Annotated in this window: 20 protein-coding genes and 1 tRNA gene; 14 read left to right on the forward strand and 7 right to left on the reverse strand. The window is 72.9% G+C overall.

Features of this window, described 5'->3' with window-relative positions; all coding sequences use genetic code 11:
* Positions 1-29 precede the first annotated feature (29 nt).
* The 6 genes from ACZ6B1_RS24365 (at position 30) to ACZ6B1_RS24390 (ending at position 10,455) form a co-directional block, all read left to right on the forward strand.
* Complete coding sequence (locus tag ACZ6B1_RS24365) at positions 30-1,580, forward strand: 3' terminal RNA ribose 2'-O-methyltransferase Hen1 (RefSeq protein WP_468781607.1); 1,551 nt, start codon at positions 30-32, stop codon at positions 1,578-1,580.
* Positions 1,577-4,117, forward strand: coding sequence for a polynucleotide kinase-phosphatase (locus tag ACZ6B1_RS24370; protein ID WP_468781609.1), 2,541 nt, complete (start codon positions 1,577-1,579; stop codon positions 4,115-4,117). The genes ACZ6B1_RS24365 and ACZ6B1_RS24370 overlap by 4 nt, the downstream gene beginning before the upstream one ends.
* A gap of 207 nt (positions 4,118-4,324) precedes the next feature.
* Positions 4,325-6,478, forward strand: a complete 2,154-nt coding sequence (locus tag ACZ6B1_RS24375) for a RiPP maturation radical SAM C-methyltransferase (protein WP_468781611.1) — start codon at positions 4,325-4,327, stop codon at positions 6,476-6,478.
* A 100-nt stretch (positions 6,479-6,578) separates the two neighbouring features.
* On the forward strand, positions 6,579-7,802 hold the full coding sequence (locus tag ACZ6B1_RS24380) for an arginine deiminase (protein WP_468781613.1): 1,224 nt from the start codon (positions 6,579-6,581) through the stop codon (positions 7,800-7,802).
* 61 nt (positions 7,803-7,863) lie between these two features.
* The gene (gene argF / locus ACZ6B1_RS24385) at positions 7,864-8,871 is read left to right on the forward strand and encodes an ornithine carbamoyltransferase (RefSeq protein ID WP_468781614.1); all 1,008 of its coding nucleotides are present in this window, start codon (positions 7,864-7,866) and stop codon (positions 8,869-8,871) included.
* Positions 8,872-9,009: 138 nt separating this feature from the next.
* On the forward strand, positions 9,010-10,455 hold the full coding sequence (locus ACZ6B1_RS24390; RefSeq protein WP_468781616.1) for an amino acid permease: 1,446 nt from the start codon (positions 9,010-9,012) through the stop codon (positions 10,453-10,455).
* Here ACZ6B1_RS24390 and ACZ6B1_RS24395 read toward each other — a convergent pair.
* Positions 10,415-10,867 (reverse strand): ATP-binding protein, encoded by a 453-nt coding sequence (locus tag ACZ6B1_RS24395; protein ID WP_468781618.1) that lies wholly within the window; start codon positions 10,865-10,867, stop codon positions 10,415-10,417. The two genes, ACZ6B1_RS24390 and ACZ6B1_RS24395, sit on opposite strands and share 41 nt — an antisense overlap.
* 318 nt (positions 10,868-11,185) lie before the next feature.
* On the opposite strand from ACZ6B1_RS24395, the gene ACZ6B1_RS24400 reads away from it, so the two are divergent.
* The 3 genes from ACZ6B1_RS24400 to ACZ6B1_RS24410 all read left to right on the forward strand — a co-directional run bounded on the left by ACZ6B1_RS24400 (position 11,186) and on the right by ACZ6B1_RS24410 (position 14,846).
* Positions 11,186-12,013 (forward strand): enoyl-CoA hydratase family protein, encoded by an 828-nt coding sequence (locus ACZ6B1_RS24400; RefSeq protein WP_468781620.1) that lies wholly within the window; start codon positions 11,186-11,188, stop codon positions 12,011-12,013.
* A gap of 5 nt (positions 12,014-12,018) precedes the next feature.
* Positions 12,019-14,304, forward strand: a complete 2,286-nt coding sequence (locus ACZ6B1_RS24405) for a bifunctional salicylyl-CoA 5-hydroxylase/oxidoreductase (RefSeq protein ID WP_468781622.1) — start codon at positions 12,019-12,021, stop codon at positions 14,302-14,304.
* Positions 14,305-14,441: 137 nt separating this feature from the next.
* Positions 14,442-14,846 carry a hypothetical protein gene (locus ACZ6B1_RS24410; RefSeq protein WP_468782089.1) on the forward strand — a complete coding sequence of 135 codons (405 nt, stop codon included), beginning with the start codon at positions 14,442-14,444 and terminating at the stop codon, positions 14,844-14,846.
* A gap of 10 nt (positions 14,847-14,856) precedes the next feature.
* Here ACZ6B1_RS24410 and ACZ6B1_RS24415 read toward each other — a convergent pair whose 3' ends face one another.
* Both ACZ6B1_RS24415 and ACZ6B1_RS24420 read right to left on the reverse strand, forming a co-directional pair.
* Positions 14,857-15,684 carry a PaaX family transcriptional regulator gene (locus tag ACZ6B1_RS24415; protein ID WP_468781624.1) on the reverse strand — a complete coding sequence of 276 codons (828 nt, stop codon included), beginning with the start codon at positions 15,682-15,684 and terminating at the stop codon, positions 14,857-14,859.
* Between the two features lie 15 nt (positions 15,685-15,699).
* Positions 15,700-17,292: an AMP-binding protein gene (locus ACZ6B1_RS24420; RefSeq protein ID WP_468781626.1), complete on the reverse strand. Its 1,593-nt coding sequence runs from the start codon at positions 17,290-17,292 to the stop codon at positions 15,700-15,702.
* A 157-nt stretch (positions 17,293-17,449) separates the two neighbouring features.
* Here ACZ6B1_RS24420 and ACZ6B1_RS24425 point away from each other — a divergent pair, with 157 nt between their 5' ends.
* The 3 genes from ACZ6B1_RS24425 (at position 17,450) to ACZ6B1_RS24435 (ending at position 19,776) form a co-directional block, all read left to right on the forward strand.
* Entirely contained in the window at positions 17,450-18,586 is a 1,137-nt protein-coding gene (locus ACZ6B1_RS24425; RefSeq protein WP_468781628.1) for an acyl-CoA dehydrogenase family protein, read from the forward strand.
* Entirely contained in the window at positions 18,583-19,002 is a 420-nt protein-coding gene (locus tag ACZ6B1_RS24430) for a RidA family protein (protein WP_468781630.1), read from the forward strand. The genes ACZ6B1_RS24425 and ACZ6B1_RS24430 overlap by 4 nt, the downstream gene beginning before the upstream one ends.
* Before the next feature lie 72 nt (positions 19,003-19,074).
* Positions 19,075-19,776 carry a DUF6299 family protein gene (locus ACZ6B1_RS24435; protein WP_468781631.1) on the forward strand — a complete coding sequence of 234 codons (702 nt, stop codon included), beginning with the start codon at positions 19,075-19,077 and terminating at the stop codon, positions 19,774-19,776.
* Between the two features lie 58 nt (positions 19,777-19,834).
* On the opposite strand, the gene ACZ6B1_RS24440 is transcribed toward ACZ6B1_RS24435, so the two are convergent.
* The 4 genes from ACZ6B1_RS24440 to ACZ6B1_RS24455 form a co-directional block, all read right to left on the reverse strand.
* The gene (locus ACZ6B1_RS24440) at positions 19,835-20,026 is read right to left on the reverse strand and encodes an acyl-CoA carboxylase epsilon subunit (protein ID WP_199212386.1); all 192 of its coding nucleotides are present in this window, start codon (positions 20,024-20,026) and stop codon (positions 19,835-19,837) included.
* 10 nt (positions 20,027-20,036) lie between these two features.
* Positions 20,037-21,581 (reverse strand): acyl-CoA carboxylase subunit beta, encoded by a 1,545-nt coding sequence (locus ACZ6B1_RS24445; RefSeq protein ID WP_468781633.1) that lies wholly within the window; start codon positions 21,579-21,581, stop codon positions 20,037-20,039.
* Between the two features lie 120 nt (positions 21,582-21,701).
* Complete coding sequence (locus ACZ6B1_RS24450) at positions 21,702-22,487, reverse strand: AfsR/SARP family transcriptional regulator (RefSeq protein WP_468781635.1); 786 nt, start codon at positions 22,485-22,487, stop codon at positions 21,702-21,704.
* 273 nt (positions 22,488-22,760) lie between these two features.
* Positions 22,761-22,857 (reverse strand) — tRNA-OTHER (locus ACZ6B1_RS24455).
* Between the two features lie 174 nt (positions 22,858-23,031).
* Between ACZ6B1_RS24455 and ACZ6B1_RS24460 the strand changes: the two genes are divergently transcribed.
* Positions 23,032-24,039, forward strand: coding sequence for a DUF2156 domain-containing protein (locus ACZ6B1_RS24460; RefSeq protein ID WP_468781637.1), 1,008 nt, complete (start codon positions 23,032-23,034; stop codon positions 24,037-24,039).
* 32 nt (positions 24,040-24,071) lie between these two features.
* Complete coding sequence (locus ACZ6B1_RS24465) at positions 24,072-24,221, forward strand: hypothetical protein (RefSeq protein ID WP_390051973.1); 150 nt, start codon at positions 24,072-24,074, stop codon at positions 24,219-24,221.
* The last annotated feature ends 301 nt before the right edge of the window (positions 24,222-24,522 follow it).

Below are 24,522 nucleotides of genomic sequence, written 5' to 3' on the forward strand. Positions count from 1 at the left end.
GGAGTGCGGCAGCGGGGAGACTCGGACACGTGTTCCTGACGATCTCCACGCGCGGCGACGCCGCCCACCCGGCCACCGACCTCGGGTACCTGCTGCACAAGCATCCCGACAAGGCGCAGACCTTCTCGACCTCCTACGGCACCGCGCACGTGTTCTACCCACAGGCGGACGCCGAGCGCTGCACGGCCGCGCTGATGCTGGAGGTCGACACGGTCGCGCTGGTGCGGCGGAGCAAGGGCAGGGGCCGCGGCGGAGCGCCCGACGCGGCACTCGCGCAGTACGTCAACGACCGCCCCTACGCGGCCTCCTCGCTGCTCGCGGTCGCGCTCAGCGGCGTCTTCTCCAGCGCCCTCCGCGGTGTGTGCAAGGCCCGCCCGGAGCGGGCCGCCGCACCCCTGCCGCTGCGCGTCGAGGTGCCCGCGCTGCCCGCCCGCGGCGGCCCGGACCTCGTACGGAAGCTGTTCGAGCCGCTGGGCTGGGCGGTGACCGCCGAACCCGTCGCCCTCGACGCCGAGTTCCCGGAGTGGGGCGACTCGCGGTACGTCCGGCTCGCCCTGGAGTCGGAGACGCTGACCCTCGCCGAGGCGCTGCGCCATCTCTACGTGCTGCTGCCGGTCCTCGACGACGCCAAGCACTACTGGGTCGCCTCCGACGAGGTCGACAAGCTGCTGCGCGCCGGTGAGGGCTGGCTGCCCACGCACCCGGAGCAGAAGCTCATCACCAGCCGCTACCTCTCCCGCCGCTGGTCGCTGACCCGGCAGGCGATGGAGCGGCTGGAGCTGGTGCGGCTGGCCGAGGCCGACGACAGCGAGGTCGAGGCGATCGACAACGCGGTCCCGCAGGACACCGGGGCCGAGGACGAGGAGAAGCCGGCTCCGCTCGCCGTGCTGCGGCGCGAGGCGATCCTCGCCACCCTGCGCGAGGCCGGCGCCGCCCGCGTCCTCGACCTGGGCTGCGGCCAGGGCCAGTTGGTGCAGGAGCTGCTCAAGGACGTGCGGTTCACCGAGATCGTCGGTGTCGACGTCTCGGTGCGGGCGCTCACCATCGCCTCGCGCCGGCTCAAGCTGGACCGCATGGGGGAGCGGCAGGCGGCCCGGGTGAACCTCGTCCAGGGCTCGCTCGCCTACACCGACAAGCGACTCAAGGACTACGACGCGGCCGTGCTCAGCGAGGTGATCGAGCACCTCGACCTGCCCCGGCTGCCCGCCCTGGAGTACGCCGTGTTCGGGCACGCCCGTCCGCGCACGGTCGTCGTGACCACCCCGAACGTCGAGTACAACGTCCGCTGGGAGACACTGCCCGCCGGACACGTCCGGCACGGCGACCACCGCTTCGAGTGGACCCGCGAGGAGTTCCGCGCCTGGGCGGCTGCCGTGGCCGGACGGCACGGGTACGAGGTCGGATTCGTCCCCGTCGGGCCGGACGACCCCGAGGTCGGGCCGCCCACCCAGATGGCCGTCTTCCGCACGAGGACGGAGCAGTCCGAGAAGCCCGAGAAGCCCGAGAAGGCCGAGAAGGCCGAGAGGGCCGAAGAGAACGAGAGCGCCGAGAAGGCCGAGAAGGAGGCGAAGGCGGCATGACCGAGACACCCACGGGACGGGTCCTCCCCGTCACCGACCTCTCCCTCGTCGTCCTCGTCGGCGCCTCCGGCTCCGGCAAGTCCACCTTCGCCCGGCGGCACTTCAAGCCGACCGAGGTGATCTCCTCGGACTTCTGCCGCGGCCTGGTCTCCGACGACGAGAACGACCAGAGCGCGTCCCGGGACGCCTTCGACGTGCTGCACTACATCGCCGGCAAGCGGCTCGCCGCCGGCCGCCGCACCGTCGTCGACGCCACCAGCGTGCAGCAGGACGGCCGCCGGCAGTTGATCGAACTGGCCAGGAAGCACGACGTGCTGCCCATCGCCATCGTGCTGGACGTGCCGGAGGACGTGTGCGCCGAGCGCAACGCGGCCCGCACGGACCGCGCCGACATGCCCCGCCGGGTCATCCAGCGGCACATCCGCGAACTGCGCCGCTCGCTGCGGCACCTGGAGCGCGAGGGCTTCCGCAAGGTGCACGTCCTGCGCGGGGCGGAGGAGGTCGAGGGCGCCACCGTCGTCACCGAGAAGCGCTTCAACGACCTGACCCACCTCACCGGCCCCTTCGACATCATCGGCGACATCCACGGCTGCGCGGCCGAGCTGGAGGCCCTGCTCGCCAAGCTGGGCTACGCCGACGGCGTGCACCCCGAGGGCCGTACCGCCGTGTTCGTCGGCGACCTGGTCGACCGCGGCCCGGACACCCCGGGCGTGCTGCGCCGGGTGATGTCCATGACCGCGTCCGGCGACGGGCTGTGCGTGCCGGGCAACCACGAGAACAAGTACGGCCGTTACCTCAAGGGCCGCAAGGTCCAGCACACCCACGGGCTCGCCGAGACCGTCGAGCAGATGGCGGGCGAGAGCGAGGAGTTCAAGGCCGAGGTGCGCCGCTTCCTGGACGGCCTGGTCAGCCACTACGTCCTCGACGGCGGCCGGCTGGTCGTCTGCCACGCCGGTCTGCCCGAGAAGTACCACGGCCGCACCTCCGGGCGGGTGCGCTCGCACGCCCTGTACGGGGAGACCACCGGCGAGACCGACGAGTTCGGGCTTCCCGTCCGCTACCCGTGGGCGGAGGACTACCGCGGCCGGGCCGCCGTGGTCTACGGGCACACCCCGGTGCCGGAGGCGACCTGGCTGAACAACACCATCTGCCTGGACACCGGCGCGGTGTTCGGCGGCAAGCTGACCGCGCTGCGCTGGCCGGAGCGCGAGCTGGTCGACGTACCGGCCGAGCGGGTCTGGTACGAGCCCGCCAGGCCGCTGCGCAGCGAGGCGCCCGGCGGGCAGGACGGACGGCCGCTGGACCTGGCGGACGTGCACGGCCGCCGGGTGGTGGAGACCCGGCACTCGGGCCGGGTCGCGGTCCGTGAGGACAACGCGGCCGCGGCCCTTGAGGTCATGAGCCGCTTCGCGGTCGACCCGCGCCTGCTGCCGTACCTGCCGCCGACCATGGCGCCGACGGCCACCTCGCACCTGGACGGCTACCTGGAGCACCCGGCCGAGGCGTTCGCCCAGTACGCGGCGGCCGGAGTCGCGCGGGTCGTGTGCGAGGAGAAGCACATGGGCTCGCGCGCGGTCGCCCTGGTGTGCCGGGACGCGGAGAGGGCCCGCACGCGGTTCGGGGTCGACGGACCCACGGGGTCCCTCTACACCCGTACCGGACGGCCCTTCTTCGACGACGGGGTGGTGACCGAGGAGATCCTCGGCCGGCTGCGCTCGGCCGTCTCGGAGGCCGGCCTCTGGGACGAACTCGACACGGACTGGCTGCTGCTGGACGCCGAGCTGATGCCGTGGTCGCTGAAGGCCTCGGGCCTGCTGCGCAGCCAGTACGCCGCGGTCGGCGCCGCGTCCGGCGCGGTGTTCCCGGACGCCCTCGCCGCCCTGGAGGCCGCCGCGGCCCGTGGCACGGACGTGGACGGGCTGCTGGACCGCCAGCGCGGGCGGGCCGCGGACGCGGCCGCGTTCACCGACGCCTACCGCCGCTACTGCTGGACCACCGACGGCCTGGAAGGGGTCCGGCTCGCGCCCTTCCAGATCCTGGCCGTCCAGGGCCGCAGCCTCGCCGCGCTCCCGCACGACGAGCAACTGGGCCTGATCGACCGGATGGTGGAGCACGACGGCACCGGACTGCTGCAGACCACCCGGCGGCTGTACGTCGACACGGGCGACGCCGAGTCGGTCCGCGCCGGTGTCGACTGGTGGCTGGAGATGACCGGCCGAGGCGGCGAGGGCATGGTCGTCAAGCCGCTCGGCGCGCTGGTGCGTGACGGTGAGGGCCGGCTGGTGCAGCCCGGCGTCAAGTGCCGGGGCCGCGAGTATCTGCGGATCATCTACGGCCCGGAGTACACGCGCCCGGACAACCTCGCCCGCCTGCGGTCCCGCTTCCTGGGCCACAAGCGGTCGCTGGCGATCCGCGAGTACGCCCTCGGCCTGGAGGCGCTGGACCGGCTCGCGGACGGCGAGCCGCTGTGGCGGGTGCACGAGGCGGTGTTCGGGGTGCTCGCCCTGGAGTCGGAGCCCGTCGACCCCCGGTTGTGAGCCGACGGGCCACGGACCGTCACAGAATGCCCTTGTGCCGCACACACAACTGTCCATATGGTGGACGGCCGTGCGGCACAGGGGTGTTCGCGCCGCGCCGGGATGCGGAGGAGCAGGAGACGTGGAGATCAAGAAGGTCGTGGTCCGTGAGGACCGGAGCACCGACCGCCGGCCGGCCATCCTGGAGAAGCGGCCGACCCGCTGACCATGCGCGTCCACCTGGTCACGATGCCCTGGCATCCGCTGGATCTGCCCTCGCTGCAACTGGGCCTGCTGAACCGGCTGGTGCGGCGGACCCGCCCGGCCGACGAGGTCACCGAGTTCCACGGCTCGCTGCGCTGGGCCGAGTTCCTGCTGGAGCGGTCCGGAGGCCGGCTGCGGCCGGGCGACTACGTGTCGGTCGGCAGCGACGCGATCTTCCACGGCCTCGGTGACTGGGTCTTCTCCGGGGTCCTGTACCAGGACCCCGCCTGGGGCCTGGCCCGGCTGCGGGAGTACGCGGACGCCCGGGACGTACCCGTGGACACCGCCGTCGCCATGCGCCCGTACGCGGAGGCGTTCGTCGCCGACTGCGCCGCGGAGATCCTGGCGGCCGAGCCGGACGTCGTCGGGTTCACCACCACGTTCATGCAGAACGTGGCCTCACTGGCGCTGGCCCGGGAACTCAAGCGGCACCGGCCCCGGTTGACGGTCGTCTTCGGTGGCAGCAACTGCGACGGCCCCATGGGCCACGCGCTGCACCGCAACCATCCCTTCGTCGACCACGTGGTGCGCGGCGAGGCCGAGTACGCCTTCCCGGCCCTGCTGCGCCACCTCGACGAGGGAACCGCGCCCGCCGATGTCCCCGGGGTGTGCTGGTGGGACGGCCCGGTGGCGCGGGCCAACGCCGAGACCCGGCGGACCGTGGCACCCGCCGACATCCCCTCGCCCGACTACGACCAGTGGCAGGCCGCCCTCGACGCCTCCCCGGTGCGGGAGTTCGTCCACCCGAAACTGGTGGTCGAGGGGGCCCGGGGCTGCTGGTGGGGCGAGAAGCACCACTGCACGTTCTGCGGTCTCAACGGCTCCGCCATGGCGTTCCGCGCCAAGCCGGGAGAGCGGCTGTGGGCGGAGACCGCCCGGCTGGTCCGCCGCCACCGCCTCCTCGACGTGGTCACCGTCGACAACATCATCGACATGGCGTACTTCCGCGACTTCCTGCCCCGGGCCGCCGGCAGCGGCTGGGACCTGAGGATGCACTACGAGGTCAAGTCCAACCTCACCCCCGCCCAGCTCCGGCTCCTCGGCGAGTCGGGCACCGTGCACATCCAGCCCGGCATCGAGAGCCTGGGCAGCCGGGTCCTGGACCTCATGGACAAGGGCGTCACCGGCGCCCGCAACGTCCGCACCCTGCGCGAGTGCGAGAACCACGCGCTGACCTGCTCCTGGAACCTCCTCTACGGCTTCCCCGGTGAGACGGCGGCCGACTACGACGCCGTCGTGGACCAACTCCCCGCGCTGGTGCACCTCCAGCCGCCGAGCGGCGCCCACCGCATCCAGCTCGAGCGTTTCAGCCCCCACTTCACCGATCCGGCCCTGGGCTTCGCGAAGCGCCGCCCGGCCGAGATGTACCAGCACGTCTACGACCTTCCCGAGGCCGAACTCGCCGATCTGGTCTACCTTTTCGACACCGACGACGCGGGGCTCGCGGGCCCGGCCGAGCGGCGGCTCCAAGCGGCGGTCGCCGAGTGGCGGGCCGGCCACGCGCACTCCCGGCTGCTCTTCGAGGAGGACGGCGCGGAACTGCTGGTGCACGACCGGCGGCACGGCCGGCCGGCCGCCGTCCACCGCTTCACCGGCTGGCGGGCCGGGGCCCTGCGCCGGCTGGAGGACGGCCGTACCGTCCCCGCCCTGCACCGGCTGCTGACCGGGGACGGCCACGACGTGCCGGCCGGTGCCCTCGACGACTGGATCCAGCACGCCCTCGGCCTGGGCCTGCTCTTCCGCGACGGCGCCACCCATGTCTCTCTCCCCACCTGGGGCGAACCGGTCCGCGTGTCCGAGTCCGGCGCGGTCAACGGTCCGGCGGACCCGGCGGACCCCGCCCCCGGGGCCCTCTACCACCGGCGCGGCCCCGGCTTCGTCACCGTCATGGACCGCAGGGAGCCCGGGCAGGCGGTCCGGCTCACCCTCGACCACCCCGACCTCCTCGCCGCCTTCGACCTCCTCGTGGAGCCCATTGCGCTGGACGCGCTTGACCCCGTGCAGCGGGCGGCCGTCGACCTGCTCGCGGCCGAGCGGCTGGTGCGGGTCGCCGACGGCCGCGCGGTGGCCCTGCCCCCGCGCGTCGGCCGCTGGCCGGTGCCCTGCACCGCGATCTGAGGGCTCCGGACCGTCTTTCTCGTCCGAGGGACGAAAACAGGAAGAGGCGGAAACGGCCGAGAAGAGCGTGAAGGCGGGCAGCTGTGGCCAGGATGGAGGCATGGCATACCACGTCCACTCCGAGGCCGGGCGGCTCCGCCGGGTGATCCTGCACCGGCCCGACCTCGAGCTCAAAAGGCTCACCCCCAGCAACAAGGACGCCCTGCTCTTCGACGACGTGCTGTGGGTGCGCCGGGCGCGCGCCGAGCACGACGGGTTCGCGGACGTCCTGCGCGACCGGGGGGTCGCCGTCCACCTCTTCGGCGACCTGCTCACCGAGACCCTGGAGATCCCGGAGGCCCGCGCCCTCGTCCTGGACCGCGTCTTCGACGAGAAGGAGTACGGTCCGCTCGCCACCGGCCACCTGCGTGCCGCCTTCGACCGGATGGTCTCCGGCGAGCTTGCCGAGGCTCTGGTCGGCGGCATGACCAAGCGGGAGTTCCTGGACGGGCACGCGGAGCCCGCCTCCGTCCGCTTCCACGTCATGGACCTGGACGACTTCCTGCTCCGCCCGCTGCCCAACCACCTCTTCACCCGGGACACCTCGGCGTGGATCTACGACGGCGTCTCCATCAACGCCATGCGCCGGCCGGCCCGGCAGCGGGAGACCGTGCACTTCGAGGCGATCTACCGGCACCACCCGCTGTTCCGTGACGAAACGTTCCATGTGTGGTCCCGGGGGCAGGCCGACTACCCCTCCACCATCGAGGGCGGCGACGTCCTGGTGATCGGCAACGGCGCCGTCCTGATCGGCATGAGCGAGCGCACCACCCCGCAGGCCGTGGAGATGCTGGCGCACAAGCTGTTCGCCGCGGGCTCCGCGCACACCATCGTCGCGCTCGACATGCCCAAGCGGCGGGCCTTCATGCACCTGGACACGGTGATGACGATGGTCGACGGCGACACGTTCACCCAGTACGCCGGGCTCGGCATGCTGCGCTCGTACACCATCCAGCCGGGCGACGGGGAGCGGGAGCTCAAGGTCACCGACCATCCGCCCGAGCACATGCACCGCGCCATCGCCGCCGCGCTGGGGCTCGGCGAGATCCGGGTGCTCACCGCCACCCAGGACGTGCACGCCGCCGAGCGCGAGCAGTGGGACGACGGCTGCAACGTGCTCGCCGTCGAACCGGGCGTCGTCATCGCCTACGAACGCAACTCCACCACAAACACCCACCTGCGCAAACAGGGCATCGAGGTGATCGAGATCCCGGGCAGCGAGCTGGGGCGCGGCCGGGGCGGGCCGCGATGCATGAGCTGCCCGGTGGAGCGGGCTCCTGTATAGAAATGTGGAAGGTCGTATAGACTTCCAGTAGTCCGCGTACCCGTACCCCTGGAGCGCCCCCATGGCGACTGTCCCGACCGCCCTCGCCGGGCGCCACTTCCTCAAGGAGCTGGACTTCACCGAGGCCGAGTTCCGCGGCCTGGTCGAGCTGGCCGCGGAGCTGAAGGCGGCGAAGAAGGCCGGGACCGAGACCCAGTACCTGCGCGGCCGCAACATCGCGCTGATCTTCGAGAAGACCTCGACGCGCACCCGCTGCGCGTTCGAGGTCGCCGCCGCCGACCAGGGTGCCACCACGACGTACCTCGACCCGGCCGGCTCGCAGATCGGGCACAAGGAGTCCGTGAAGGACACCGCCCGCGTCCTCGGCCGGATGTTCGACGCGATCGAGTACCGGGGCGACAGCCAGGCCAAGGTCGAGGAGCTGGCCGCGCACGCCGGTGTGCCCGTCTACAACGGGCTCACCGACGACTGGCACCCCACCCAGATGCTGGCCGACGCGCTCACCATGGCCGAGCACAGCACCCGGCCGCTGCGGGAGACGAGCTTCGCCTACCTCGGCGACGCCCGCTTCAACATGGGCAACTCCTACCTGGTCACCGGCGCCCTGCTGGGCATGGACGTGCGGATCGTCGCCCCGAAGTCCTACTGGCCCGCCCAGGAGATCGTCGACCGCGCCCGCGAGCTGGCCGAGTCCAGCGGTGCCCGGATCACCCTCACCGAGGACATCGCCGAGGGCGTCGCGGGCGCCGGCTTCGTCGCCACCGACGTCTGGGTCTCCATGGGCGAGCCCAAGGAGGTCTGGGGCGAGCGGATCACCGCCCTCGGCCCCTACGCCGTGACCATGGACGTCCTGCGCGCCACCGGCGACCCGGACGTGAAGTTCCTGCACTGCCTGCCCGCCTTCCACGACCTCGGCACCAAGGTCGGCCAGGAGATCTTCGAGACCCACGGTCTGACCTCCCTCGAGGTGACCGACGAGGTGTTCGAGTCCGCCCACTCGGTCGTCTTCGACGAGGCGGAGAACCGGCTGCACAGCATCAAGGCGATCCTGGTCGCGACCCTCGCCTGACCCGCCGCCTCCGCTCGGACACTTGCCCCACCCGCTTCACCAGGCCTTATCCTGAACGGCGGCCCGGACCACCCCCTCCCGGCCGCCGCCGCGCCCCCACCGGGGCGCCCGCACCACCAGAAACGAGCACCACCCCCCATGCCCGCTCACCGCATCAAATCCCCGCAACTGCTCGTCGCCGAGTCCGGCGCCGACCGCGAGGGCCACGGCCTCAAGCGCACGATGGGCCTCTTCCAGCTCATCTGCTTCGGCGTCGGCGCCATCGTCGGCACCGGCATCTTCGTCGGCCTCTCCGACTCCGTCGCCCAGGCCGGCCCCGCCGTCGTCATCTCCTTCGTCCTCGCCGCGATCACCTGCGTCTTCACCGCGCTCTCCTTCGCCGAGCTGGGCGGCGCGATCCCGGTCTCCGGCTCCTCGTACTCCTTCGCCTACGCGGGCCTCGGCGAGTCCACCGCCTTCCTGGTCGGCTGGTGCCTGCTGCTGGAGTACGGCGTCTCCATCTCGGCGGTCGCGGTCGGCTGGAGCGAGTACGTCAACGAGCTCCTGCACAGCCTCACCGGCCTGCAACTGCCGGCCGCGCTGTCCGCGGGGCCGGGCGACGGCGGGATCGTGAACCTGCCCGCCGTGATCGTCATCGCCATGGCGTCCGTGCTGCTGGTGCGCGGCGTGCGGGAGAGCGCCCGGGCGACCGCCGCGATGGCCGCGGTGAAGCTCGTCGTCCTGCTGGCCTTCTGCGCCGTCGGCTACAGCGCCTTCAAGCACGGCAACCTGACCCCGTTCTCCCCGGCCGGCCTCGGCGGCATCGGCGCGGGCACCACCGCCGCCTTCTTCTCCTACATCGGCTTCGACGCGATCACCACGGCCGGTGAGGAGGCGAAGAACCCGCGCCGGGACATCCCCGTCGCGATCCTCGTCTGCATGGGCCTGGTCACCCTGCTCTACTGCGCGGTCGCGCTCGCCGCGATCGGCGCCATCGGCGGCAAGCAGGTCGCCGGCCGGCCCGCCGCGCTGTCGTACGTCGTCAACGAGGTCACCGGCTCCGCCATCGGCGGCGGTGTCATCGCCTTCGGCGCGGTCGTCGCCATCGCCTCCGTGGTGCTCGCCGTGATGTACGGCCAGACCCGCATCCTGATGTCGATGTCCCGGGACGGCCTGATCCCGCGCGTCTTCGAGAAGGTGTCGCCGCGCACCTCCACCCCGGTGGCCGGCACGCTGATCGTCGCGGTCGTCTTCGCGGTCCCGGCGGCCTTCGCCTCCCTGGACGCCGTGATGAACCTCTGCACCATCGGCACGCTCGCGATCATGGCCGTCGTCAACATCGCGGTGATCGCCCTGCGCCGCCGCGAGCCCGGCCTGAGCCGCAGCTTCCGGGTGCCGCTCTACCCGGTCGGACCGCTGCTCGGCGTCGCCTTCTGCCTGTACCTGATGTACGAGACCGGCTGGCGGACCTGGATCCAGTTCGCGGTGTTCCTCGCCGTGGGCCTGGCGGTCTACGCCGTCTACGGGCGCCGGCACTCCACACTGGCCCAGGCTTCCCCCGAGGTCACGCGGGACGCCGCTGACCGGGAATCACTGGCAGTCTGAACCAGACCGCCTTGCCCGAAGCGGTCGGGCGGTGACCGCAGGACGAGCTGAGGGCGCGGATCAGCAGCAGCCCGCGCCCGCCCTCCTGCCAGGGGTCGGGCTCCTCGATCACCGGACGGGTGAGATGCCCGGGCGGCGCCGGGTCCGGGTCGTGCACCTCGACCTGACAGCCGCCCGGCCGCAGCTCCACCACCAGCTCGATCGGGCCGCGCCCGGCGGTGTGCTCCACCGCGTTGGCCACCAGCTCCGCCGTCAGCAGCTCGGCGGTGTCGCTGTCGGCCGTGTGCTCCACCTCCGCCAGGGCCGACCGGACCAGGGCGCGCGCCACGGGCACCGCCGCGGTCGTGTGCGGCAGCGCGATGCGCCAGGAGGCCGATTCGGTGGGGCGTTCGTACAAGGCGAGTCCGTTCATGGAGCAGGCTGTCCTGCTTTCAACCGTGGAAATGGTACGGGGCCCGGCCGCGAGGGCCGTCGAAGGGCACCGTGCGGGGCCGCTCCGCCCCGCCACCGGCGGCCTACCCGCACGGACGCCCCGCCTCGCCCCGCCGGGCCCACTGTTACGCGGCTGTGGACGACCGGTGACGCGTGTGACGGGACCCGGCCGTCCCGCGGCATTTTGTCGCGGCATCGTGACGACAGTCACAAACAGGTGATAGCTTCATGGGGTACCGCACCGTGAGGCACCACCGCAGCAACGTGAGGCACCGCCCCCTCTAGGAGGCCGCACGTCATGAGTCCCTTCACCGGCTCCGCCGCCCGCACCTCCAGGTGGGAGCACCTGCGGGTCCAGCTCGACGACGGAGTCGCCACCGTCACGCTCGCCCGCCCCGACAAGCTCAACGCCCTCACCTTCGGCGCCTACGCCGACCTGCGCGACCTGCTCGCCGAGCTGTCCCGGGAGCGGTCGGCCCGCGCCCTGGTGCTGGCCGGTGAGGGCCGCGGCTTCTGCTCCGGCGGCGACGTGGACGAGATCATCGGCGCCACCCTGTCCATGGACACCGCCCAGCTCCTCGACTTCAACCGGATGACCGGGCAGGTGGTCCGGGCGGTCCGGGAGTGCCCCTTCCCGGTGATCGCCGCCGTGCACGGCGTGGCGGCGGGCGCCGGCGCCGTGCTCGCCCTCGCGGCCGACTTCCGCGTCGCGGACCCCTCGGCCCGGTTCGCCTTCCTCTTCACCCGCGTCGGCCTCTCCGGCGGCGACATGGGCGCGGCCTATCTGCTGCCCCGCGTCGTCGGGCTCGGCCACGCGACCCGGCTGCTGATGCTGGGCGAACCGGTGCGCGCGGCGGAGGCCGAGCGGATCGGCCTGATCAGCGTGCCGGCGGAGGAGGGCCACACGGACCGGACGGCGCTGGAGCTGGCCCGCCGCCTGGCCGACGGACCCGCCCTGGCGTACGCCCAGACCAAGGCGCTGCTCACGGCCGAACTGGACATGCCGCTGGCCGCGTCGGTCGAGCTGGACGCCTCGACCCAGGCGCTGCTGATGAACGGCGAGGACTACGCGGAGTTCCACGCCGCCTTCCAGGAGAAGCGGCCGCCGAAGTGGCGGGGGAGGTAGCCGCGATGGCCGGCCGCCCCCTGCGCGTGGCGATCACCGGCGGGGGCCCCGGCGGGCTCTACGCGGCCGCGCTGCTCAAACGGCTCGATCCCGCACGCGAGATCACCGTCTGGGAGCGCAACGCCCCCGACGAGACCTTCGGCTTCGGCGTGGTCCTCTCCGACGAGACCCTGGGCGGCATCGAGCACGCCGACCCGGTGGTCTACGAGGCCCTGCGGCGCGACTTCGTCCGCTGGGACGACATCGACATCGTCCACCGGGGAACCCGCCACACCTCCGGCGGACACGGCTTCGCCGCACTGGGCAGGCGCCGGCTGCTGGAGATCCTGCACGAGCGCTGCCGCTCCCTTGGTGTGGACCTCCGCTTCCGCACCGGGGCGCCGCCTGCCGCCCGGCTCGCCGAGGAGTACGACCTGGTCGTCGCCGCCGACGGAGTCCACAGCACCACCCGCGGCGCTCGCGCCCAGGCGTTCCGGCCCCGGGTGACCGCCCACCGCTGCCGCTACATCTGGCTGGCCGCCGACTTCGCCCTCGACGCGTTCCGCTTCGAGATCGCCGAGACCGAGCACGGGGTGATGCAACTGCACGCCTACCCGTACGCGGCCGGCTCCTCCACCGTGATCGTGGAGATGCGCGAGGAGGTCTGGCGAGCGGCCGGATTCGACGGGGCCGAGCCGTCGGAGTCCGTCGAGCGCTGCGCCAAGGTCTTCGCCGACGCCCTCGGCGGGCGGCCTCTGCGCTCCAACAAGTCGGCGTGGACGACCTTCCGCACGGTGGTCAACGAGCGCTGGTCCGACGGCAACGTCGTCCTCCTCGGCGACGCCGCCCACACCGCCCACTTCTCCATCGGCTCCGGAACCAAGCTCGCCGTGGAGGACGCGCTGGCGCTGGCCGCGTGCGTCGAGGAACAGCCCGACGTGCCCAGCGCGCTGGCCGCCTACGAGGAGGAGCGCAAGCCCGTCGTCGCCTCCACCCAGCGGGCCGCCCGGGCCAGCCTGGAGTGGTTCGAGAACCTGGACCGCTACCTCGGCCAGCCGTCCCGCCAGTTCGCCTTCAACCTGCTCACCCGCAGCCGCCGGGTCACCCACGACAACCTCCGGCTGCGCGACGCGCACTTCACCGGTGCCGTCGAGCGCGAGTTCGGCTGCCCGCCGGGCACGCCCCCCATGTTCACCCCGTTCCGGCTGCGCGGACTGACCCTGCGCAACCGGGTCGTGGTGTCGCCCATGGACATGTACTCGGCCGACGAGGGCGTGCCCGGCGACTTCCACCTGGTCCACCTGGGTGCCCGCGCGCTCGGCGGGGCCGGCCTGGTGATGACCGAGATGGTGTGCGTGAGCGAGCGGGGCCGGATCACCCCCGGCTGCGCCGGGCTCTACACCGGCCGGCAGGCCGAGGCGTGGCGGCGCATCACCGACTTCGTGCACCACAGGGCGCCGGGCACCGCGATCGGCGTCCAGCTCGGCCACAGCGGCCGCAAGGGCTCCACCCGGCTGATGTGGGAGGGCATGGACGAACCGCTGCCCGACGGCAACTGGCCGCTGGTGGCCGCCTCCCCGCTGCCCTACAAGCCGGGCGGCCAGATCCCGCGCGGCCTCACCCGCGCCCAGCTGACCGACGTCCGGGAGGAGTTCGCCGCGGCCGCCGGGCGGGCCGCGCGGTCCGGCTTCGACCTGCTCGAACTGCACTGCGCCCACGGCTATCTGCTCTCCGGATTCCTCTCCCCGCTCACCAACGACCGCACCGACGCCTACGGCGGCTCGCTGGAGAACCGGCTCAGGTTCCCGCTGGAGGTCTTCGACGCCGTGCGCGCGGTGTGGCCGGACGAACGGCCCATGACCGTGCGGATCTCCGCCACCGACTGGGCCGAGGGCGGCACCGGCGCCGAGGACGCGGTCGGGATCGCCCGGGCCTTCGCGGCGCACGGCGCCGACGCGATCGACGTCTCCACCGGGCAGGTGGTGGCCGAGGAGCGGCCGGAGTACGGGCGGTCGTACCAGACGCCGTTCGCCGACCGCATCCGGCACGAGGTCCGCATCCCGGTGATCGCGGTCGGCGCGATCTCATCCTGGGACGACGTCAACTCCCTGATCCTGGCCGGGCGTACGGACCTGTGCGCGCTGGCCCGGCCGCACCTGTACGACCCGCACTGGACGCTGCACGCGGCCGCCGAGCAGGGCTACGAGGGGCCCGGCGTGGCCTGGCCCGCCCCCTACCGGGCGGGCAGCAGAAGACCGCAGACCGGCCGCACGGACGCGCCGAAACCCCGGCTGTCGCTCGGCGGACGGTGATCGGGGCGGCGAGGAGGAGCCGCGCGGCACGGTCACACGCCTTCCACGTGATTCGCACGGTTCCTGAACCGCTTGTTCCGCTTCGGCTGGCTACGTTCGGCTGGTCCGTGCCGGAGACGAGAGAGACCGAGACCGCGATGAACGACACCAGGCCCCTGCCCGAGCCCCCCGGATACGGCTACGGAGGCTCCCCGGCCCCGGAACCGCAGTACGCGGAGCCCGCCTACCGGCCCGCCGGCCCCGGCCGGCAGCGCCGCGGTGACGGCTCGGGCACCCGGCGCACCGCTCTGGTCATCCACACCGTCGCCGACGTCGCGGCGGCGTTCCTGGGGCTGTGGATCCTGCTGTACCTGCTGGAGGCCAACCACGCGAACGTCTTCGTGGGGTTCGTGGAGGGCGTGGCCGACGCGCTGGCCTGGTGGTCGCAGGACATCTTCACGATGGACACGGAGAACCTCCGGGTACTGCTCGACTACGGCCTTCCCGCGGTGCTCTACCTCGCGGTCGGGCACGGCATCGCGATACGGCTGCGGCGCTTCTGACCCGCCGGGCTCACGCCCCCACGGACTCCGCCCCCACGAACTCGGCCCCCGCTTCGCGCAGCCGCTCGTGCAGCCCCCGGAACACCCGCGCCGAGCGGACCCCCGGCCAGTCGGCGGGCAGCAGCCGGGCGGGCAGGCCCGGGTCGGTGTAGGGCAGGTGCCGCCAGGAGTCCAGGGCCGTCAGGTAGTCCCGGTAGGCCTCCTCCGGCGGGGTGCCGGTGCGCCGCTCCCAGGCGTGCAGGACGGGCGCGTGGACGTCCAGGAAGCCCTCGTGCGCCTTGGCGATCGCCGTCAGGTCCCACCAGCGGGTGACGGCCTCCGGGGTGGCGGCGAAGCCGAGGTGCTCGCCCCGGAAGAGGTCGACGTACGGGTCGAGGGCCAGGCGGCGCAGGGTGTGCCGGGTCTCCTCGTACAGCCGGGCCGGGGCGATCCAGACCCCGGGCGCCGCCGTGCCGAAGCCCAGGCCTGCCAGCCGGGAGCGCAGGACGTGCCGCTTCTGCCGTTCCGACTCGGGCACGGAGAACACCGCCAGGACCCAGCCCTCGTCCTCGGGGGGAGCGGTCGCGTAGATACGGCGGTCGCCGTCCTCCAGCAACTGGCGTGCCTCGGCCGAGAGTTCGTACCCGGCGGAGCCGGTCCGGGTCCGGGCGGGCAGCAGCAGCCCGCGGCGTTTGAGCCGGGACACCGAGGAACGGACGGACGGCGCGTCCACCCCGACCGCGGCCAGCAGCCGGATCAGCTCGGCGACGGGCACCGGGCCGGGCATGAAGCGGCCGTACGCGCCGTACAGCGTGACGATGAGGGACCTGGGGGCGTGCTGCTCGGTCACGTTGATCATTTTAGGTCGTCGGTGTCACGGCCGGTCACCGGCGGTGCGTAGCCGGAACCGCTGCAGCTTGCCGGTGGCCGTGCGGGGCAGCGCGTCGAGGAAGACGAACTCGCGCGGGCACTTGTAGGGCGCCAGCTCCGCCTTGAGGAAGGCGCGCAGCGGCTCGGGGTCGCACGCCGCCCCGTCCCGCAGCACCGTGTAGGCCACCGCCACCTGGCCGCGCACCTCGTCGGGGCGGCCGACCACCGCCGTCTCGACCACGTCGGGGTGGCGCAGCAGGGCCTCCTCCACCTCCGGTCCCGCGATGTTGTACCCGGCCGAGATGATCATGTCGTCCGCGCGGGCCACATAGCGGAAGTAGCCGTCGCTCTCACGGACGTAGGTGTCGCCGGTGACGTTCCAGCCGCCGCGCACGTACTCCCGCTGCCGCGGGTCGGCCAGATAGCGGCAGCCGACCGGGCCGCGCACGGCCAGCAGTCCCGGCTCGCCGTCCGGCACCGGGTCGCCGTGGGCGTCCTGGACCCGCGCCTGCCAGCCCGGGACCGGCACTCCCGTGGTGCCGGGCCTGATCCGCTCGTCGGCGGCCGAGACGAAGATGTGCAGCAGTTCGGTGGCGCCGATGCCGTTGATGATGCGCAGCCCGGTGCGCTCGTGCCACGCCCGCCAGGTGGCCGCGGGCAGGTTCTCGCCGGCCGACACGCAGCGCCGCAGCGACGAGACGTCATGGCCGTCCAGCGCCTCGAGCATCGCGCGGTACGCGGTCGGCGCGGTGAACAGCACCGAGACCCGGTGCCCGGCGACGGCCGGCAGCAACTGGCGCGGCCCCGCCTGTTCGAGCAGCAGCGCGCTGGCGCCCGCCCGCATCGGGAAGATCACCAGACCGCCGAGTCCGAACGTGAAGCCGAGCGGGGGACTGCCGGTGAACACGTCGTCGGGCCGGGGCCGCAGCACGTGCGCGGAGAAGGTGTCGGCGACGGCCAGCACGTCCCGGTGGAAGTGCATGCACCCCTTCGGACGGCCCGTGGTGCCCGAGGTGAAGGCGATCAGGGCGACGTCGTCGGCGGCGGTGCCGACCGCCGGGAAGGGGGTGTCCGGTGCGGGGCGGCGCAGCAGGTCGTCGGGCGCCTCACCGCCGTAGGCGAGGATGCGCAGGCCCGGTATCCCGGCCTTCGCCAGATCGTCCACGGCCCGGATGTCGCACAGCGCGTGCCGGACCCGGGCGATCTCGCACATCGTGGCCAGCTCGTGCGGCCGCTGCTGGGCCAGCACGGTGACCGCCACCGCGCCCGCCTTCAGCACGGCGAGCCAGCACGCGGCGAGCCAGGGGGTGGTCGGCCCGCGCAGCAGGACCCGGTTGCCGGGTACGACGCCCATCTCGCCGGTGAGGACATGGGCGATCCGGTCGACGCGGGCGCGCAGCACGCCGTACGTCCACGAAGGGCCGTCCGGCGTGTGGAAGACCGGCCGGTCCGGGTCGCCTTGACCGAGCAGCTCGGCGGCGCAGTTGAGCCGTTCGGGGTAGCGCAGCTCCGCCAGGTCGAAGCGCAGCTCGGGCCACTCGTCCGGCGGCGGAAGATGGTCGCGCGTGAAGGTGTCGACATGGGCGGAGACGTTCATGGCGGTGCGCCCCCTTGCCTGACGGCGTCGAGACGGGCGTCCTGACTGCGCTCGCAACTGGAGCGTATCGTGTTGGTGACGACAGTCAACTGTGCGCGATACCGTCGGTGGAAGACGGGAGGGTCATCGCCGGCCCGCCCCGGAGGGAGGACCGGCAGTGCCCGCATTCTCACTCGGACCGGAGCGGACCGCCTGGCGCGCCGAGCTGCGCACCCTGGCCGCCGAACGGCTGCGCCCGATCGCCGACAAGGGGGAGCCGGGCCGGGTCGACCGGGCCCTCCTCGCCGAACTCGGCCGACTCGGCCTGCTCGCCCGCCTGTTCACCTCCGGCGCCCTGGACCTGTGCCTGATGCGCGAGTCGCTGGCGCAGGTCTGCACCGAGGCCGAGACCGCCCTCGCCCTCCAGGGGCTGGGCGCCCATCCGGTGCACGCCCACGGCACCGCCGCCCAGCGCGAACGCTGGCTGCCCCGGGTGGCCGAGGGCGGCGCGGTGGCCGCGTTCGCGCTGAGCGAGCCGGGGGCCGGCTCCGACGCTGCCGCCCTGGCCCTCACGGCCGAACCGGACCGCGGTTCCGGCTGGCGGCTCACCGGCGAGAAGTGCTGGATCTCCAACGCCCCCGAGGCCGACTTCTACACCGTCTTCGCCCGCACCACGCCCGGCGCCGGAGCCCGCGGTGTGACCGCCTTCCTGCTCCCCGCCGACCGGCCCGGCCTCACCGGGTCCTCGCTGGAGATGCTCTCCCCGCACCCGATCGGCGCCCTGCACCTGGACGCCGTCCCCGTCACCCCCGACGACGTGCTCGGCGAACCCGACCGCGGCTTCGCCGTCGCCATGGGCACCCTCAACCTGTTCCGGCCCAGTGTCGGCGCCTTCGCGGTCGGCATGGCCCAGGCGGCGCTCGACGCCACGATCGAGCACACCGGCGGACGCGACGCGTTCGGCGGCAAGCTGCGGGACCTGCAGACGGTCGCCCACCAGGTCGCCGAGATGGCCCTGCGCACCGAGGCGGCCCGGCTGATGGTGTACGCGGCGGCGACGGCGTACGACGAGGGCGCCGCCGATGTGCCGGGCCGGGCCGCGATGGCCAAGCTGCTGGCCACCGAGACCGCGCAGTACGTCGTCGACGCCGCCGTCCAGCTGCACGGCGCCCGCGCGCTGCGCCGCGGCCACCTGCTGGAACACCTCTACCGCGAGGTGCGCGCGCCGCGGATCTACGAGGGCGCCAGCGAGGTGCAACGGGGCATCATCGCCAAGGAGTTGTACGCCACCCGGCCCGAGAGGGAGGCCCGGTGAGCACCGAGCGCGTCAACCCGCCCGAGCTGTCCCCGCCCACGGGCTTCTCGCACGCCGTCGTCGCGACCGGCACCCGGCTGGTGTTCCTCGCCGGCCAGACCGCCCTCGACGGCGACGGCGAGGTCACCGGCGACACGCTGGCCGAGCAGTTCGAGAGGGCCCTCACCAATCTGCTCACCGCCCTGCGCGCGGCCGGCGGTACGCCGGCCGACCTCGCCCGCGTCACCGTCTACACCACGGACGTCGCCGGCTACCGCGCCCAGGCCCGCCGACTGGGCAGCATCTGGCGGGAGTCGGCGGGCCGCGACTATCCGGCGATGGCGGTCGTCCAGGTCGTACGGCTGTGGGACGAGCGGGCGCTGGTCGAGCTGGACGGGTTCGCGGTGCTGCCGGGTGACGCGCCACCGAAGGGGTGACGGTCACGGCGGGCCCCCGGACCGCCGGGTACGAGTGGAACCCCCACACCCCGTGACCGGGAGGTATCCCCCATGCCCGTACGCCCCGCCCTCGCCGCCGGCCTCGGCGCCGCCGCGCTGCTGTGCGCCGTCGCCGCACCGGCCGCCGGCGCCGATCCGACCGAGAACCTCACCGTCGACGCCACCGGCCGGATCGCCGCCGACGGCACCATCACCCTCTCCGGCACCTACCGCTGCATCGGCAGCAGCGGACCGGTGTTCGTCAGCTCCTCGGTCACCCGGACCGACCCCGGCGTCAAGTACGCCGTCGGCGGCACCAGTGCCGTGTGCGACGGCGAGGACCACCACTGGGCGAACACCGGCAGGGCCGACACGGAGGCGCCGAACAGCGGCACGGCATCCATCACGACCGGGAAGGCGTCGGCCGAGGCGGAGAAGACGTCCCCCGGGGCCGGGAGCGCGTCGGCCGGGGCCGGGAAGCCGGCACACGAGGCCGGGAAGAAGGCGGCCAAGTCCGGGAGGGCGTCACGCAAGGGCGGCAAGGCCCCGGCCAAGTCCGGGAAGGCGTCGCGCAAGGCCGGAAAGGCGTCCGGCAAGGCGGCGAAGGCGTCTCCCGGGTCCGGGAAGGCGTCGCACAGGGCCGGTGCCGAGCCGCTCAGGGCCGGCGCGGCCCATGTCGAGGCCACCCTCCTGGAATTGCGGCCCTCGGGCCTGGCGCCGATGCCCTACTTCCACGCCGTCCGGCAGCAGGACGTCAAGCTCGTCCAGGACTGAGCGCGCCCCCCGGCGGTCCGGGCGTACCGGGCCGCGGGGGGACTCGGTGGCCGCCGGCTCAGGCCCGCTGCCAGCTGTGCGGGGCGTGGTAGGCGTGCGGGCGCCAGGAGGTCGTGCCCGGGGAGCCGGGTTCGGTGCCGGCCCCGGCCAGAGCGGTGCGGCTGAGCAGCAGCACCGCGAGGGCGGCCAGCTCCTCGTCGGTTGCCTGGCCCTTCTCGACGCGGATGGGGGGAGTGGGGGACGCGCTCATGGGACCTCCGTCACTGGGGCGGGTTGCCGTGCTTGCGGGCGGGTCGCTCGGCGTGCTTGGTGCGCAGCATCGCCAGGGCGCCGATCAGGACGCGGCGGGTGTCGGCCGGGTCGATCACGTCGTCCACCAGGCCTCGCTCGGCCGCGTAATAGGGGTGCATCAGCTCGGCCTTGTACTCCTTGACCAGCTCCGCCCGGCGGGCCTCCGGGTCGTCGGCCTCGGCGATCTGGCGGCGGAAGATGACGCCGGCCGCGCCCTCGGCGCCCATCACGGCGATCTCGTTGGTGGGCCAGGCGTAGGTGAGGTCGGCACCGATCGACTGGGAGTCCATGACGATGTAGGCGCCGCCGTAGGCCTTGCGCAGGATCAGGGAGATGCGCGGCACGGTGGCGTCGCAGTAGGCGTACAGCAGTTTCGCGCCGTGCCGGATGATGCCGCCGTGCTCCTGTCCGACACCCGGGAGGAAGCCGGGCACGTCGAGCAGGGTGACGATCGGGATGCTGAACGCGTCGCACATCTGCACGAAGCGGGCGGCCTTCTCGGACGCCTCGATGTCCAGCACGCCGGCCAGGCTCTGCGGCTGGTTGGCGACGACCCCGACGACCTGGCCGTCCAGCCGGGCCAGCGCGCAGATGATGTTGCGCGCCCAGCGCTGGTGCACCTCGAGGTACTCGCCGTCGTCGACGATCTCCTCGATGACCTGGGTCATGTCGTACGGGCGGTTGCCGTCGGCGGGCACCAGGTCGGCGAGGCTCTCGCAGCGCCGGCCGGCCGGGTCGTCGCAGGGCGCGGCGGGCGGGGTCTCGCGGTTGTTGCGCGGCAGGAGGGAGAGCAGATAGCGCACCTCCTCCAGGCAGGTCTCCTCGTCGTCGTAGGCGAAGTGGCAGACGCCGGAGGTCTCGGCGTGCACATCGGCGCCGCCGAGCCCGTTCTGGGTGATCTCCTCGCCGGTGACCGCCTTGACGACGTCCGGTCCGGTGATGAACATCTGCGAGGTCTCGCGGACCATGAAGACGAAGTCCGTCAGCGCCGGGCTGTAGGCGGCGCCGCCCGCGCACGGGCCGAGCATCACGGAGATCTGCGGGATGACACCGCTGGCCTTCGTGTTGCGCCGGAAGATGCCGCCGTAGCCGGCGAGCGCGGTGACGCCCTCCTGGATGCGGGCGCCCGCCCCGTCGTTGAGGGAGACCAGGGGCGCGCCGGCCGCGATGGCCATGTCCATGATCTTGTGGATCTTCGTGGCGTGGGCCTCGCCCAGGGCGCCGCCGAAGATCCGGAAGTCATGGGCGTAGACGAAGACCGTACGGCCCTCCACCGTGCCCCAGCCGGTCACGACACCGTCGGTGTAGGGCTTCTTCGTCTCCAGGCCGAAACCGCTCGCCCGGTGCCGGCGCAGCGGTTCGACCTCGTGGAAGGAGCCGTCGTCGAGCAGCAGGCCGATGCGTTCGCGCACGGTGAGCTTGCCCTTGGCCTTCTGGGCGGCGGTCGCCTTCTCGCTGGGACCGGCGAGCACGCGCTCGCGTATGCCGGCCAGTTCCTCGACCTGGGACCTCATGTCTCCCCCTCCATGGGTAGGGGCGTGGTGATTCCGTGATTCCACTCGCCCGTCGAGCGTGGCAATGCGGACTGACCGGGGACTGACGGACCGCTTACGCGGCTACGCGGCGCGGACGCTTCAGACGGGCTGGAGGCGGGCGTCGCCGGTCAGGGCCGGGTCGTGGGAGAGGATCGCGTGCTCGACCCGGCGCAGGGCGGGGGAGGGCTGGATGCCGAGTTCGTCGTCGAGGTGGCGGCGCATCCGGTGGAAGACGTCGAGCGCGTCGGCCTGCCGGCCGGAGCCGTACAGGGCGACCATGAGCTGCTCGCAGAACCGTTCCCGCAGCGGGTGGTTGGTGTGCGCCTCGGTCAGCTCGGCGAGCACGGCGGCATGGCGGCCGAGCCGCAGTTCGGCGTCGAAGCGCAGCTCCATGGCGCGCATCCGGTACTCCTCGTAGCGGGCGCCCGCGAGCTGGCACAGGGTTCCGCCGGCGAACCCGCCGAAGACCGGGCCGCGCCACATCCCGAGCGCGTCGGCGAGCAGCCGCGCGGTGCGCGCCGCGTCGGCGGCGGTGGCCGACTCGGCCAGCCGTACCGCCCTGATGAACTCGGCCGCGTCCAGCTCGCCCTCGCCGACGCACAGCCGGTAGCCGGAGGGGTGCATCGTCAGCCGGGACGACGGCCGGTCCGGCTCCAGGTCGCGGAGCCTGCGGCGCAGCCGACTGACATGGGCCTGGAGGGCGTTGGCCTGGTTGTCGGGGACGGCGTCCCCCCACATCTCCTCGGCCAGACCCTCCCCGGACACCGGCTGGCCCTCGCTGACCAGCAGCGTCTGCACCAACGTGCGCTGCAGGTCGCCTGAGATGTCCGCCGGGCCGGCGGCGGTGAGTATCTGCAGTGCGCCGAGAATGGAGAACCTCAGCATGTCTTCCCCCCTTTGGTGAAAATTCCTGGCGAAGGTTGTTTCTTTCTGGGGTGGTGCTGCGGTGAAAGACCGGATGACCCAATGCGCCGCGCCCCGGCGGGCGTCTGTTTCCTGGACGTCCCGCCGGGGCGGTTGCTCCGCCGGGACGGGGGGCGGCCGGCGGTTCAGGGGCATCCGGTGCCGTGCCGCCATTGGCGCGGCACCGGAGGGGGATACAGGCGATTCGCGTGCCGGATCAGCAATTCGTTTTCCCCCGTGCAAAATTCCGGACTCTGGCGGAGAGGGCAGGATTCGAACCTGCGCGGACCGTCGCCGGCCCGACCTCGAGGCGTGCGCCAGGTCCCCGATCAGCCACTCCGGGCACCTCTCCGTGTTACCGGCCCGGTTTCCCGTGCCGTTCACGGGAACAACATTGGCACCCTGCGCTGACGGAAAGCTGACACGCTTCTGACGTAGGCAATGAATTCCTTTCTGCTCTTTTCCCGGACGTCCTTCCGGTGTTGTACTCCCTTCGATGGAAAACGCTCCCGAAAGGGGTACGGGAATGACCGCCACCACCACCGAAACCGTCACGGACAGCCCGGTTCTGGACGCGATACGCGCCCACACGGGGAGCGAGAACGCGAGTGCGTTCCTCGCCCTCAACAGCGGAAACAGTATCTTCACCGTCCCGGGCACGGACGGTGTGATCGTGTACCGCCGCACCGGCCGCTGGGCCGTCCAGCTCGGCGGCCCCTTCGCCGCCGAGGAGGACTACGGCACCCTGCTCGACGCCTTCCGCGCTCACGTCCGCGACGAGGGGCTGCGGCTCGTCGGCATCCAGCTCCAGCGCGCCGACGCCGAGCGGTACGCCCGGCTCGGCTTCACCGTCAACCAGGTCGGCGCCTCCTGGGCGGTGAGCCTCGGCGAGTTCACCCTGCGCGGCACCAAGTTCATGCAGCTCCGCAACAAGATCTCCCGCGCGCTCCGCAACGGCCTGCAGATCCAGGAGGTCGACGCGGCCGACGTGGCCGACGCCATCGCCACCATCGACCGGGCCTGGCTCGGCTCCAAGGGCGGCGCCCAGCAACTGGAGTTCCTCGTCGGCCAGATCGGCGGCGACGCCCAGGAACACCGCCGGCTCTTCGTCGGCACCATCGACGGCGCCCCGGTCGCGTACATCTCGTACTCGCCGGTCTACGGCAGCCGGGCCGGCTGGATGCACGACCTCAGCCGCCGTGTCCCGGAGGGCTCCCCGGGCCTGATGGAGGCCATCAACGCGCACGCCATCGAGGTGTTCCGGGCCGAGGGCGTCGAGTGGCTGCACTTCGGGTTCACGCCGTTCACCGGCCTGGACGCGAGCCACGAACTCGACGGGTACAGCCCGGCGTTCCAGTGGCTGATGCACGCCCTGTGGGCCGAGGGTGCCGCCCTGTACCCGGCGCAGACCCAGCTGTCGTACAAGCAGAAGTGGGCCCCCGACGTGCTGATCCCGGAGTACGTCGCCTTCGACGGGCCGCAGGCCTCGCTGCCCGGTTTCGCGCACGTCTTCCGCGCCTGCAACGCCTTCTGACCCGCCACCGGGAACGACGAGAGGACACCGAGATGAGCCAGTCCACGGAAGAACTCCAGCACGCCACGGTCGAGCAGCTGATGGCCGTCATCGGCGCACCCGACGACGAGTCGGTCGCCGAGGCCGCCGACGCGGCCGTCCGCGCCCTCGACGAGCGCCTGCGCACCGAGGCGGCCGCCTGAGCCGCGGCCGGGCGCGCCGGCGGGGGCCGGAGCACACCCGGTCAGACCGGTATCAGTGCCACATCAGCGCTCCACGGAACGCTGGACACACGTTCGCCCGGCGGTCCGGACCGGGAGTACCGCACTGTGCTCCCGTCGCCGGGCCCGCCGGGCGAAGCGGGGCCCTGCCGTCGCCCTCCGGGCGCACGCCGGGAGTTCGACGACAGGGCCCATCCCGCGACGGTGACCCGCGCGGGAGCCTTGTCGACTCGCGGCGCCCGCAGGTCCGCGGGGCAGCGGCGCCGCCGCCCGATCCGGGCAC

Source organism: Streptomyces sp. NPDC041129, from assembly GCF_055592265.1.